This window comes from Streptomyces sp. NPDC029674 (genome assembly GCF_044903205.1).
Taxonomy (GTDB): Bacteria; Actinomycetota; Actinomycetes; order Streptomycetales; family Streptomycetaceae; genus Streptomyces.
The window spans coordinates 67,581-80,476 of record NZ_JBJDPY010000022.1 but is presented as its reverse complement, the minus strand read 5'-3'; the positions used below and the strand labels follow the sequence as shown (position 1 = coordinate 80,476).

The window sequence follows — 12,896 nt, the reverse complement described above, 5'->3', positions numbered from 1 at the left end:
TCCAGCAGCCCGGAGAGAGCACGCCGGAGGACGATTCGCGACAGGCGCGGGCGCGGGCACAGGAAAGGGCGTGTATGCGTATATGGCCGACGAGATGGTTCTGAAGGCGCAGAGGTTCATCAACAGCTACGCCGTCGACGGCATCCCCGACGTCGAGGAGAACGGCAGGACGAGCTGGACGGTGATGTACGCGCTGACCCGCGTGCTCCAGCACGAGCTGGGGCTCAGCACGCTCACCGACAGTTTCGGTCCGGCGACCCTCGCCGCCCTCCGCTCACGGTTCCCGGTCATCGACGTGCACACCCGGCACGAGGCCGTCTACCGCGTCGTGCAGTCCGCCCTGTACTGCAAGGGTTACGACGGCGGTGAGCTCGAGGGCACCTACAACCCGCGGGTGGCGGCGTCCGTGACCCGGGTGAAGCAGAACATGGGCGTGAGCGCCGTGTACCCCGGGGACGGGGTCACGCCGAAGGTGTTCAAGGCGCTGCTCACGATGGACGCGTACACCGTCGTATCCGGTGGCACCGACCAGATCCGCACCATCCAGCAGTGGCTCAACGGCCGGTATGTGGGCCGCCAGAACTTCTTCATCATTCCCTGCGACGGCAATTTCTCCAGGGACGTGCAGAAAGCGCTGATCTACGCCATCCAATTCGAAATGGGGATGGGTGACGAGACCGCGACCGGGGCGTTCGGCCCCGCCACCCGTGACGGGCTGCGGAACAACTCGGTGGGACCGGGTTCGGCGGGCACCTGGGTGAGTCTGTTCACCGCGGCCATGATTTTCAACCGGCGGGCAGGGGTGCCCTTCACCGACCGGTTCGACGCCCGGATCGGGGACAGCGTCAGACAGTTCCAGAACTTCGTGAAGCTTCCGGCCAATGGGCGGGGCGACTTTCCGACCTGGGCCTCCCTGCTTGTCTCCACCGGGGATTACGAGCGCAAGGGGACCGCCTGCGACTGCGTCACCGAGGTCACGGCCGCACGGGCGCAGGCGCTGCGGAACGCGGGTTACCGGATCGTGGGGCGCTATCTGGCGAACTACGCGGGATCGACGCTCAACAAGCAGATCCGGCCGGACGAGCTGCAGGTCACGGCCGCGAACGGGCTGCGGACATTCCCGATCTACCAGACCAACGGCGGGGAGGCGAGCTACTTCAGCAGGAGCGCCGGAATCGCCGACGCCCTGCACGCCGTCGAACGGGCCCGCCATTACGGATACAAGGCGGGCACCCGCATCTACTTCGCCGTGGACTTCGACGCGCTCGACCATCAGGTGACGGAACGGATCCTGCCGCACTTCCGCGCGATCAGGGACACGATGAGCGAGCACGGCCCCGAATACGAGGTCGGCATCTACGGGCCTCGCAACGTGTGCAGCCGCGTACGCGCGGCCGGATTCACCTCGGCGAGCTTCGTCAGCGGAATGTCGACCGGCTTCTCGGGAAACCTCGGCTATCCACTGCCGGACGACTGGGCCTTCGACCAGATCTCCACCATCAAGGTCGGCTCCGGCAGCGGCCACATCGAAATCGACAACAACATCGTCTCCGGCCGCGACAACGGCCAGGACAGCTACGGCATGGGCCAGTTCTCGGACGGCCTCGACGTCAGCTTCGACAAGGCCCAGCGGAACGCGATGCTGGCGGACGTCCAGTCGTACTTCGTGAACGTGATGAAGGTTCCCGAAGAGGGCGGCAGCGGCGGTCTGGCGTTCAGCGTGCGGACGACGACGGAGTGTTTCGACATCCTCATGGACTACGACTGGCTCCTCACCCGGCTCGCCCGGAACCTGCGGGTGCGCAAAGCGCTGATCCAGTGCCCGCTGATGTGGGAACTGCGGGCGATGAACACCGCCGACGGTCTGGCCGACGAACTCGTCATCGATCACTACAAGGGCGGGGCGAGCACCAAGAACGACAGCAGCACCGGACCCGGCCAGATCTTCGCGAAGACCGCGATCCGGGCCCGCAACCACGCCATCCGCGAAGGCGTGATCGCCGGAACCATCATGGACGCGACCAAGGAGAGCGACCTGTGGGCCGTCTGGCAACGGCTCCGCGAAGACACGGTCTACAACATGACCACCGTTCCGCTGGTCCTCATCGAGGGCGCCCACGAGATCGGCGCCGCACGCCCCGGCCTCGACACGGACGAGGAGGACAGCAGACGCACGCTCGCCCGCTACAACGGCACCGACCAGAGCGCGCAGGGGTACGGGACCGCGCTGCTGGGCCTGTACCGGGTGTTCGAGAAGTACCATGCGCCGCTGCGGGACCGGTGAGGCTGAACATGTCTGCTTCTTCTGCTGTGCCGCGGCGTTCGGTTCTGCGTACGGGGGCCGGTCTCGCGGCGCCGGCGCTCCCGGTGCTCCCGGCAGGGTCGGCGGCCGCTACGACGGAGCCGGCCGTCGCCCCTCCCACCCTCCCCGGGGGCCGCCTCAGCGAGAACGGCTGGCCCATGGAGGAAGCCGCCGACCGCGCCGGCGCCATCTGGACGCGACAGGTACCCGGCAGCCCGCTCGCCGTAGCCCTGCGCCTCGGCGACGTGTCGACCGTCCTGATCCACGTCGTACGCCGCTACCACTACGAGATCGACACGCTGAGGCCGAACGAGGTCACGGGCTTCATCCCACCGTCCCGCGCCCTGCGGGGCCCCTCGACCAACCACGCCTCGGGCACGGCACTCGCGATCCGCCCCGGCTGGTACCCGCCGGGAGCGAGCGGCGGCCTCTTCGCGCCCCAGCTCGCCGTGGTCCGCGACATCCTCGCGGAGTGCGGAGGGGTGCTGGCCTGGGGCGGAACGTTCCGCACCCCGAACGAATCCCACTTCCACATCGCGGTGCCCCCGTCGGACCCCCGGCTGCGGGACCTCGCGCGGCGCATCGACCGGTGGGCCGACGCGCCGGGAGTGGGGGCGGGAACGCGGGTGGTGGGTTCTTGAGGGCGGGGCGCGAGGCGTGTCACTCAGGACTGAACTCGTACTGCAACTCGTAGAGGTGGCCCGCCTTCACCATGACCGTGGCCTCGATGGGGCGGTCCGCGTCGCTGTAGACGACGCGCAGGGTGCGGAGGACGGGCAGGTCGCCGGGGAGGTTCAGGGCGTGGAACTGTTCCTGGGTGGGGACCCTGGCGGACACGCGGTCCACGCTCAGGCGCGGAGGGAAACCGAGTTCGGCGAGGAGGGCCGGGGTGCCGCCCTTGATTTTCCTCCTGCTCGTGATGGCGGTGCCTTCGGCGATCTCCAACGGGTAGTACGACTTGACCAGTTCGACCGGCTCGTCATCGATGGAGAGAATTTGGTGACGGAGCATGGCTGTTCCGCCCTCGGTGAGGTCCAGGGCGGCCGAGACGTCGGCGGGTGGCCGGACCTCTGCCACGTCCAGCAGGGTGCTGTGGGCCGTCGTGCCGTGCTTCGTCGCCTCGGTGAGCCAGCGGTAGGGCGCTCCCGGTGGGGCCGGGGCCATGTAGGAGGCGGGTCGCATGGTCCGCTGGCGATGCTCGCGGACCGTGACGGAGGCTCCCGCCCGCCCGACGACGAGGCGTTCGTCCTTGAGTACCTGGAGCGCCTTCTGGATGGTCGCGTTGGAGGCGTCGAAACGGGTCTTGAGCTGAGCGGTCGACGGCAGGGCGGCGCCTGGAGCGAGGTCGCCGCTCGTGATCTCGTCGCGGAGGTCAGCGGCGATCCGCTCGTGCAGAGAGCGTCGGTCGGCGGCGGCGCCGTCGTCGGTGTAGGGCACTGTCATCCGATCCTGATCTCGTAGCGCAACTGCTGTCGGTGTGCGGGCATGAGCATCATGTCGGCCTGGATCGGCCTGCCTTCGCCGTCCAGCGTCACCCTGTTCAGCCGGAGGACCGGTTCGTCCGGGCCCAGGCGCAGGGCTTCCCGTTCGCCGGCATCGGGCATCCGGGCTGTCACGTCTTCACGGACGCGTACGCCGGTGTGGCCGAGTCCGGCGAGGAGCGTCACGGCCCCGCCGCGGATCTTGCCCGTCTCGGCGAGGGGCGTGCCGCGGGCGATGGTGACGGGGTAGTAGGTGTCCGTCAGTTCGCAGGGTTCGCCGTCGAGTTCGATGACGCGGCGGCGTACGACGACGGGATCTCCGGCGGTCAGCCCGAGCAGGTCCGCCACGGTGTCCGGCGCGGGCACCTCACCGGCGTGGACGATGCGCTGGGTGCCTTTGCCTCCGCGGGCGGCGGCCTCCGCTCCCCAGGCGTCGGGTTGCCCCTCTCCGCGGGGCTTCAGGTACGGCATCGAGGTGCTGACCCACGTGCTGTCGCCGTCGCTCACGGTGTCCTCCTGCGTGGCCGGTGAGAGGTGACCTTGCCGCCTTACACGTTAAGCGAATCACACGCCGTGGCAGCCATGGTCTCACCTTGCCGCTTTTTGTGAATAGCGGTACGTTTCGCGCGATCGTACAGCCTAGGACCAAGGCGGTGGTTCACCGTGCACCTGTCACGGCAACGACGATTTCCCCGCGCCCGCGAATCGGTGCGTGCCGCGCGGGCCTTCGCCGTCGAGACCCTCACGGAGTGGGGAGTCGCTGATCGGCTGGACGACATACGGGTCTGCGTTTCGGAACTCGCCACGAATGCGGTGCTGTACGGCGTTCCGCCGGGGCGGGAATTCAGCGTGCGGATGGTCCGCGATGGCGCTCTCGTCCGGATCGAGGTCCGTGACAGTGGCAGCGGGTGCCCGGAGGTGCCGTGTCCCGATGCCGATGCCGATGCCGATGCGGAGGGTGGTCGGGGGCTGTTCCTCGCGAGGGCTCTGGGGGACGACTTCGGTGTCGTCCCACACGTTCCCGGCAAGACGGTGTGGCTGGTCTTCAAGACGAGCTGCGGGGTCGAAGGGGTGGGGTAGGCGGGCGACGGGATGGGGTTGATGGGGTGGGGTGCCTGGCGCGGCGCGGCGCGGGGGCCGCCCCGACTACAGGGTGGTGGGGGCGGGTGGGTGGGGAGAGGGCGGTGCCTGCGCGGGGGCGATGAGGTGGGGAAGGGGCGTTGGGGGATGGGAGGCGGCCGGCTGGGGGAGGGCGGTGCCTTCTTCGATGCCGGGCCGGCTGCTTTCGTGCCGGCGCCTCGGGCGCGCTACGGGTAGGCGGGGGCGGGTGGGTGGGGAGGGGGCGGTCCCCGGCGTGGGTGGCGGTGAGGTGGGGAGGGGGGCGGTCCCCGCGTGGGTGGCGGTGAGGTGGGGAGGGGGCGGTGTCTGTGGGGGAGCGGTGAGGTGAGGGCCGGGGCGCCCCCCCCGGGAGGGACGCCCCCGTGTGGCGTGGGGCCGGGGCCCCCGGGACTCAGCGGGTCAAGGTGCCGGCCAGGTGGGCCGCCCTGCGGAGGCGGGTGCCGGTTTTTGTGGCTGCCTTGCGGGCCAGGGGGCGTATGACCCGTGAGGTGACGCCCACCGGGGTCCAGCGGAGTTGGAGGCGGCCCGAGGCGCGGCCCTCCGGTTCCACGGTGACCTCATGGGGGAGCGTCCCGCCGCGGTAGTCGACGCGGGCCCTGAGCGTGGGGAAGGTGAGGGGGGCCAGGAGCAGGGACGTGTTGCGGAGTTGGCCGGACGTGAGTTGCAGGACCGGGTGGCGTGCGCCCTCGAAGCCGTTGAGGGGGAGCGGGGCCGCCGCCAGGTCAAGACGCACCGTGCCTTCGAAGACGCCGGGGCGGACGGGGTCCAGGCGGAAGGGCGTCTTCATGCGGCGGCGGCCGGGCGCCAGGAGGAGCGTCGCCACCTGGGGGCCGACCGGGAGGCGCAGGCCCGGGTCGTAGGTGCGGACGGAGAGGGTGACGGTGGCGGCCGGACCGCGCTCCACGCGCGTTATCTCGTGGCGGAACTGCGCGCTCGGGAAGGGCCGGGAGTCCAGGCCCTGGTCGGTCAGGTCGAGCTCGGTGCGGGACTGCTCCGACTCGGGGACGTACGGGCCCCAGTAGACGCGGCCGGAGGAGTCGACGGACGTCTCGCGGGGCGCGACGCCGTGGCCGAGGCCGCGTGCCGCCAGCTGGGCCTCCGTGAGCCGGCCGTCGCGGACCAGTTGGAGTACGACCCGTTCGGCGCGGGGCAGGCGGGCGTACGCGCCGGGGGACAGCTCCGCCAGGTACGGGTTGACGATGTCCGCGAAGCCCGTCAGCCACTCCTCGTCGCGGAACGGCAGGTCACCCGCGTACATCCGGAAGTCGTGCTTGAGGAACTTGTAGTCCTTGGCCTCCCGGAGCGCGGCCGTGTGTCCGCTCGTCTCCATGAAGTCGTCTATGAGGCGCTGGACGTGGACGCGGTCGCGGACGTTCGTCAGCTTGTGCCGCTGGTTGGAGATCGACGCCGATTCCGCCGCCTCGTAGGGGGCGATGTACCAGCGGTAGACGGGGTCGGGGATCACCGTGAAGGACTTCGCGAGGCAGTACGCCTGCGCGGAGAACAGCTGGTCCTCGTAGTGGATGCCCTCTGGGAAGCGCAGCCCGTTCCGGTCCAGGAACTCGCGGCGGTACATCTTGCTGGTCGACAAGTGCTCGAAGAAGAGGGCCGGTTCCGCCTCGATGCCCTCCACCGTGCGGCGCTCCGCCACCAGGTGCGCCATCCATGTGGACGTGCGGCCCGTGTCGACACGGACCCGCTCCACCGCGCCCATCACGAAGTCCACCTCCCGTTCGCGGTGCGCGGCGAGCAGCAACTCGACCGCTCGCTCAGGGAGTTCGTCGTCGCTGTCCAGGAACATCAGGTACGGGGAGCGCGCGATGTCCAGGGCGCGGTTGCGCGGCGCGCTGCATCCGCCGCTGTTCTCGGGCAGCCGGAGGTACGTGACGCGGTCGTCCTCCGCCGCCAGCCGGCGGGCGACCTCCGGCGTGTCGTCCGTCGAGTGGTCGTCGCTGATGACGATCTCGATGTTCTCGTGCGTCTGGCGGCGCAGGGACGCCACCGCGCGCGGCAGGCGTTCCGCGTCGTTGTAGACGATCACGGTGACCGTCACGTCAGGAGTCGGAGTCATCGCTGCGTCGCCTCCTCGGGCGTCGGGGCGGGGGTGCGCTCGTCGACCGGGGTCACGGGCGGCAGGGAGTCCTCGCTCTCGCCGAGGAAGACACGGCGTACGACACGTTCGGCCGCGCGCCCGTCGTCGTACTCGCAGAAGCGGAGGCGGAAGGCGCGCCGCGCCTTGGCGGCCGTCTCGTCGCGCCAGGCGTCGGAGGTGAGGAGCTCCGTCAGTTCGTCCTGCGTGCGCGCCACCTTGCCGGGGGCCTCCGCCATGAGGTCGAAGTAGACGCCGCGCGTCGTCGCGTACGTCTCCCAGTCGTCGGCGTAGATGACGATGGGACGGTCGAGGTTGGCGTAGTCGAACATGATCGACGAGTAGTCGGTGATCAGCGCGTCCGCCGCGAGCGCCAGCTCCTCCACCGGGTCGTACGACGACACGTCGATGACCCGGCCGCTCTTGCGCAGCCCGGCCAGCGGGGAGGCCGCGCCGCCGTAGAAGTAGTGGCCGCGGACCAGGAGCACCGTGTCCTCGCCGAGCCGGTCGGCGAGGGTCGCGAGGTCGAGGCGCGGGGTCCAGGCCGCCTCGTAGTCGCGGTGGGTGGGCGCGTAGAGGATCGCGCGCTTGCCGGGCGCGATGCCGAGCTTCTCGCGGATCGCGCGGATGTCGGCGGCCGTGGCGCTGTAGAAGACGTCGTTGCGCGGGTAACCGTAGTCCAGCGACGTGTAGTTGGAGGGGTAGGCGCGCTCCCACATCTCGGTGGAGTGGCCGTTGGCGGAGACGCTGTAGTCCCACTTGTCGACGCGGGCCAGGAGGCTGTGGAAGTTGAGGCCCTTGGACGCGGCCGGGTAGTCGAGCTGGTCCAGGCCCATGCGCTTGAGGGGCGTGCCGTGGTGGGTCTGGAGGTGGATCGCGTCGGGCCGCTTCACGATCGCGTTGGGGAAGTTGACGTTGTTCACCAGGTACTTGGCGCGCGCCATCACCTCCCAGTAGCGGGGCGTGCCGGGCACGATGTGGTCGGTGCCGGGCGGCAGCAGCGGCACGTTGGCGGCCGAGACGACCCACACCGGGTGGATGTGCGGGGCGAGTTCGGCGAGCTTCGCGGCGATCGCGGCCGGGTTGCAGGCCACGCCGCGGTCCCAGTACGCCGTGAAGACGGCGAGGTCGGGGTCGACGGGGCGGTCGAGGGCCCGGCGGTAGCGCAGGTCGCGGACCTTGAGCCCCACCTTGTGCTTGCGCGAGACGACCGCCGACCTGAGCTTGCGCCGCTGCTGGTTCGCCGTCTGGAACGTGCGGTATTTGGTGTACGCGTCCTCTTCGAGGAGGCGGCGCCGCACGCCTTCGAGGCCGCCCGGGTGCTGATGGCCCTTGGGCCGCCACGCCGCCGCGGCCTTCGACGCGCGGTGGAAGAACTCCCTGCGCACCGGGTCGGGCAGCTGCTCGCGGGCGACGATGCGCAGGCAGTCGCCGACCATCACGTCGTAGAGCGCGGCGCGGGGTGCCGTCGGCAGGGCGAGGCCGGTGGCGAGCCGCAGCAGCGACTCGTACCGGTCGATGACGCCGTACCGCTCCTCGGGGCGTCCCGTGGGCAGGCTCTCCGTGCGCAACTCCCGTACGTTGAGCGCCACTTGGTCGAGCGCCGCGACCCGCCCTGCGAGGAGCAACGCGGCGTACGCGGCGAACGTCTCGTCGTCGACGGCCAGTTCGTCGCGGTGCGCCCGCCAGAAGTCGGCCCGCAGGACGCGGGTGCCGAGCAGCGGGGTGACCTTCAGGAGGTTCGGGCAGTCGCGCAGCGGCAGGTCGCGGCGGCCCTGCTTGGCGAGGTGCTTGCCGTCGGGGCTCGGCATGCCCTGGTGCCGCCACGTCGAGCGGACGTGGTCGACGACGAGAACGTCCACGCCGTCCACGCCTTCCGGCAGGTCGGCCGTGCGGTCGGCGACCGCACGCGGGGCGCCCGTCGGCACGCTGTCCTTGCTGTGCACGAAGTGCAGCCACCGGCCCGCCGCCCGCTCGGCGCCCGCGGCGCGGGCCGCGCCGTCACCCGTGCCCTCGGGCAGCGGTACGACGGTCACGCCGGTCCTGCCCGCCGCGGCGGCCTGCGCGGAGGCGCCCACCGCGGCGACGATCACCTCGACGCCGGGCGACACCTGCGCGGTCAGACCGTCCAGGCAGGCACCCAGATGCCCTTGTACGTTGCGGCCGTGCACGATGACGCTCAGCTGCGGCGCGTTCGGCATCGCGGTGTCCCCCTCGTGTGTGCTCATGCGGTGGCCCGTGCTCATGAGGTGGCCGTCCCTCGGTGGGCGAGCATCCGGTCGACGACGCGGCGCGAGGCCCCGCCGTCGTCCAGGTCGCAGAATTCGGCGCGGAACTCGTCGTACGCCGCCGCGTACGGCTCACTCACCGCGTCGAGGTCGCGCAGCGCGGCGATCAGCTCGTCGGAGGTGGGCAGCAGCGGCCCCGGCGCGCGCTTCTCGAAGTCGAAGTAGAAGCCGCGCAGGCGGTCCCGGTAATGCCCGAGGTCGTACGTGAAGAACAGCATCGGGCGGCCCGTCACGGCGAAGTCGAACATCACCGAGGAGTAGTCGGTGACGAGGACGTCGGCGATCAGGAGCAGGTCCATGATGTCCGGGTAGCTCGCCACGTCCCACACGAAGCCGTCGCCCGCGCCCGGTACCGGCTCCACGATGTGGGCGTGCGGGCGGACCAGCAGGACGTGGTCGTCGCCCAGCTCGTGCCGCGCCTTCTCCAGGTCGATGCGCAGGTCGAGGAGGAAGCCGCCGCGGTGGCGCTGCTTGTCCTCGCGCCACGTCGGCGCGTACAGGACGACCTTCTTGCCCTCGGGCAGGCCGAGGACGCGGCGCACCTTCTCGGCGCGCTCGGCGCGGTCGGGGGCGAGCAGCACGTCGTTGCGCGGGTAGCCCGCTTCCAGGAGCTCGCCGTCCACGTCGCCGCCGAACCGGAACGCGCTGCGCATGATCGGTGTGCTGAACCGGTTGGGGGAGAGCAGCATCGTCCACTGGTGGCGCTCGCGGTCCAGGTCCATGAGGTACTGGGTGCTCGCGAAGTGGTCGTTGTCGAAGTCGAAGCCGATCCGCTTCAGCGGGGTGCCGTGCCAGGTCTGGATGATCTGCTGGCCCTCGCGGCGCTCCAGCCAGCGCGGGAAGTGCGTGTTGCCGATGATGTAGCGGGAGCGGGCCATCGCCTCGTAGTACTCGGGGCTGTGCACGCGGACCGCCTTCGCGGTGGCCGGGACCTCGCACTGGCCGTCCTTGACGACCCACAGGTGCTCCACCGGCAGGCCGCGGCGGACCATCTCCTCGTGGATGGCGCGCGGCGAGTCGCCGTACATGCGGCCGCCGAAGACGTCGTAGAGGACGGCCTCGCGCAGCGGCTCGTGGCGGGCGGCCGGGTAGGCCTCGGTGCGCAGCCGGGTCTGGCGGTGCCGGCTGCGCTCGTCGGGGCGCAGCTCGGAGTGGGCCATCAGCGCGAGCTGGTCGTACTGGCGGGCCTGGAGCTCGACCCGCTTGCCGTGGGCCTTGGCCTCCAGGGGGAGGCCGGCGTGGGCGGGCGGGGCGAGCTGGACGGCGGTGCGGGAGCCGTCGGGCTTCTGGATGGAGGGCCACCAGAAGCCGGCGCGGAGGGGGGTCGCGCCCGCGTAGGCGTGGGTGGGGGCGGGCAGGAACCTCGCCTCGAACCGGCCGTCGGCCGCCTTCGCCGGGAACGTGTACTCGTGGCCCGACCAGGTCTGGCGGAGGACCAGCTCCAGGTCGTGGGTGCCCTGTGCGGGGTAGCTGCCGGTGAGGGTGACGGTGCCGTCGGGGCCCACGGAGACGTGGTCGACCAGGGGCTGGACGGGCTGGTCGCAGAGCTGGAGGTAGCCTCCCGGGCTGCGCCTTGCGTAGACCGTTCTACCGGTGTCCCCCTGCGCGAACTGGGCGCCCGAGAAGCCCTCGCGGTCGTCCAGGATGAGGGCGAGGCGGGTGGACTCGCCCGTAGCGGATACGACCTCCACCGACATGTCCCAGCGGGCGATCGAGCGTTCCGCCTGGGTGGGGCGGAGGCGTTCGTGGTCCTCGCGGACGTCCGTGAGGGAGGTCGTGTTCACGCGGGCCGTGAACGGGACGCGGCCGTCCTTCGGGACGTCGAGGGCCAGCGGCGCCGTCAGGATCGTGCCGGATTCGCGGTGGCGCATGCGGAGGCGGGGTTCGCCGTCGGGGGCGGTGCGCAGGATGCCGCGTACGAGGAGGTCGGGGCCCTCGGCGCGGACCTCGAGAGCGCGGGCGTGTGCCGTCTCCACGCGGATGGCGAGCTCGCCGTCCTGGATCTGCGGGGCGACGCGGACGTCCTCCGTGACCCAGTGCGCGGGCGGCGTCTGGCCGGACCCCGTGCCCGCGCCGTACAGCGGGCCGCGCCGCGGCGTCGAGCCGGTGCCGGCGACGGCGATCCGCACGTACCACAGGCCGTCGACCCACTTGCCGCGGTGGCGCAGGCGCGAGGGGTTCACAAGGGCGCCGAAGCCCGCCCAGTCCGCGTGCCGGAACTCCGCGCCGGACGCCACCGTCGCCTCCGGGTCGAGGTGGCTGCGGGCGGGCACGAGGACCGTGCGGCGGCTGCCCTTCTCCTTCAGGATGAGGGACTTGAGCGCCTTGCTCCGCGACTCGGCGCCGAGCTGGCGCGGGAACGCCCAGCCGGACAGCCACAGCTTGCCGTCGTGCCAGGCGGCCTCGTCGAGGCGGCTGCGCAGCCGCAGCTCCGGGTCGAGACGCAGGACGGCGTCGGGGACGGGGGAGGCCGGGTCGAGGAAGGGGTAGTCGGCCTTCGGGTGCAGCGTCCCGGTGACGGGGATCGAGCCGGGGTGCTCCTTCTCGAACTCCAGCAGGGCGATCAGCTCGTCCATGCGCCGGTGCACGGTCAGGTACAGCTTCAGCTTGTGCGGGACGTGCAGCGCGCGCACCGCGTCCTGGCCGATCTCGCGGACGAGGCGGCCCACGTGCTCCAGGAACGCCTCCTGGTAGGCGGCGTCGGAGCCGGGGAGCACCTTCCAGAAGAGGGGGATCTCCTCGGCGAGCGCGTTGTTGTCGTAGACCTTCAGGTGCTCGGCGTACATCGGATCGCCGTCGACGCGGGCGAGCATGAACTCGCGGACCATGCGGATCGACTTCACCCGGTCGATGAGGCCCTGCGGGTTGGTGCGGTTCTGCGTGATGGAGCGCTCGCCGATCTCCCGCTCGCGCCAGTTGTAGATCGGCTCGCTCAGCACGTCCACGGACTCGGCGAGGTAGTGCGCGGGAACGCTGACGGGCGCGTCCTCGTAGAGCATGGCCTCGGGGTACGCCAGCTGGTGCCGCTCCCAGAAGGAGCGGCGGTAGACCTTGTTCCACGCGGTGCGGTCGGTCAGCAGCGGGCGGAACTTCGAGACGTGCGTACGCAGCCTGGTCGTCGCGAAGGGCACGCGGTGCACGGGCGACTGGACGTGCCCGGCGGAGCGGAAGCGCGTCACGTTGCCCGCCGCGAAGTCCGAGCCGGTCTCGTCGAGCGTCTCGATCAGCAGCGCGTACGCCGTCGCCGGCAGGGTGTCGTCACTGTCCACGAACGCGAGGTACTCGCTGTCGGGGGACATCTCCCGCACACCCGTGTTGCGCGCCGCGCCCAGGCCCTTGTTCTCCTGGGATATCAGCCGGAACCGCGGGTCGGCCGCCGCGAAGGCCTCGGCGATGGCCGCGCTGCCGTCCGTCGACCCGTCGTCGACCATGATCACTTCGAAGTCCGTGAACGTCTGTGCCGCCAGGGACTCCAGGCACTCGTCGAGGTAGAGCTCGACGTTGTAGACGGGGACGACAACACTCAGCCGTGGCTGCACGCGCACTCCTTCTGTTGCTAAACGCTCCCTAAGTGTAAGGATGGGCGTATTGGTCAGACAAAAGGGATACGACCTTGA

Annotated in this window: 8 protein-coding genes; 3 read left to right on the top strand and 5 right to left on the bottom strand. The window is 70.8% G+C overall.

Features of this window, described 5'->3' with window-relative positions; genetic code table 11:
- The first annotated feature begins 82 nt into the window (after nt 1–82).
- Together ACI2L3_RS35435 and ACI2L3_RS35430 are read left to right on the top strand one after the other, a co-directional pair.
- Nucleotides 83–2,284, top strand: a complete 2,202-nt coding sequence (locus ACI2L3_RS35435; protein WP_404756535.1) for a glycoside hydrolase domain-containing protein — start codon at nt 83–85, stop codon at nt 2,282–2,284.
- A gap of 176 nt (nt 2,285–2,460) precedes the next feature.
- A complete protein-coding gene (locus ACI2L3_RS35430) occupies nt 2,461–2,943 on the top strand; it encodes a hypothetical protein (protein WP_404756534.1) in 483 nt (160 codons plus the stop codon).
- A gap of 19 nt (nt 2,944–2,962) precedes the next feature.
- On the opposite strand, the gene ACI2L3_RS35425 is transcribed toward ACI2L3_RS35430, so the two are convergent.
- Together ACI2L3_RS35425 and ACI2L3_RS35420 are read right to left on the bottom strand one after the other, a co-directional pair.
- Entirely contained in the window at nt 2,963–3,745 is a 783-nt protein-coding gene (locus tag ACI2L3_RS35425) for a GntR family transcriptional regulator (RefSeq protein WP_404756533.1), read from the bottom strand.
- Nucleotides 3,742–4,254 (bottom strand): GntR family transcriptional regulator, encoded by a 513-nt coding sequence (locus ACI2L3_RS35420; RefSeq protein WP_404756560.1) that lies wholly within the window; start codon nt 4,252–4,254, stop codon nt 3,742–3,744. The genes ACI2L3_RS35425 and ACI2L3_RS35420 overlap by 4 nt, the downstream gene beginning before the upstream one ends.
- A 192-nt stretch (nt 4,255–4,446) precedes the next feature.
- Between ACI2L3_RS35420 and ACI2L3_RS35415 the strand changes: the two genes are divergently transcribed.
- A complete protein-coding gene (locus ACI2L3_RS35415) occupies nt 4,447–4,863 on the top strand; it encodes an ATP-binding protein (protein ID WP_404756532.1) in 417 nt (138 codons plus the stop codon).
- Between the two features lie 430 nt (nt 4,864–5,293).
- Here the strand turns inward: ACI2L3_RS35415 and ACI2L3_RS35410 are convergent, their stop codons facing one another.
- Genes ACI2L3_RS35410 through ACI2L3_RS35400 form a run of 3 tightly spaced genes read right to left on the bottom strand, consistent with a single transcriptional unit; the run spans nt 5,294 to nt 12,818 of the window.
- Nucleotides 5,294–6,973, bottom strand: a complete 1,680-nt coding sequence (locus ACI2L3_RS35410; protein ID WP_404756531.1) for a glycosyltransferase family 2 protein — start codon at nt 6,971–6,973, stop codon at nt 5,294–5,296.
- A complete protein-coding gene (locus ACI2L3_RS35405) occupies nt 6,970–9,219 on the bottom strand; it encodes a CDP-glycerol glycerophosphotransferase family protein (protein ID WP_404756530.1) in 2,250 nt (749 codons plus the stop codon). The genes ACI2L3_RS35410 and ACI2L3_RS35405 overlap by 4 nt, the downstream gene beginning before the upstream one ends.
- A gap of 14 nt (nt 9,220–9,233) precedes the next feature.
- On the bottom strand, nt 9,234–12,818 hold the full coding sequence (locus ACI2L3_RS35400; protein ID WP_404756529.1) for a CDP-glycerol glycerophosphotransferase family protein: 3,585 nt from the start codon (nt 12,816–12,818) through the stop codon (nt 9,234–9,236).
- Nucleotides 12,819–12,896 lie beyond the last annotated feature (78 nt).

What these genes read in the sequence shown, in the direction of transcription:
- ACI2L3_RS35435 (WP_404756535.1), top strand. Translation starts at nt 83, where the DNA reads ATGGCCGACGAGATGGTTCTGAAGGCGCAGAGGTTCATCAACAGCTAC.
- ACI2L3_RS35430 (WP_404756534.1), top strand. Translation starts at nt 2,461, where the DNA reads ATGGAGGAAGCCGCCGACCGCGCCGGCGCCATCTGGACGCGACAGGTA.
- ACI2L3_RS35425 (WP_404756533.1), bottom strand. Translation starts at nt 3,745, where the DNA reads ATGACAGTGCCCTACACCGACGACGGCGCCGCCGCCGACCGACGCTCT.
- ACI2L3_RS35420 (WP_404756560.1), bottom strand. Translation starts at nt 4,254, where the DNA reads ATGCCGTACCTGAAGCCCCGCGGAGAGGGGCAACCCGACGCCTGGGGA.
- ACI2L3_RS35410 (WP_404756531.1), bottom strand. Translation starts at nt 6,973, where the DNA reads ATGACTCCGACTCCTGACGTGACGGTCACCGTGATCGTCTACAACGAC.
- ACI2L3_RS35405 (WP_404756530.1), bottom strand. Translation starts at nt 9,219, where the DNA reads ATGAGCACACACGAGGGGGACACCGCGATGCCGAACGCGCCGCAGCTG.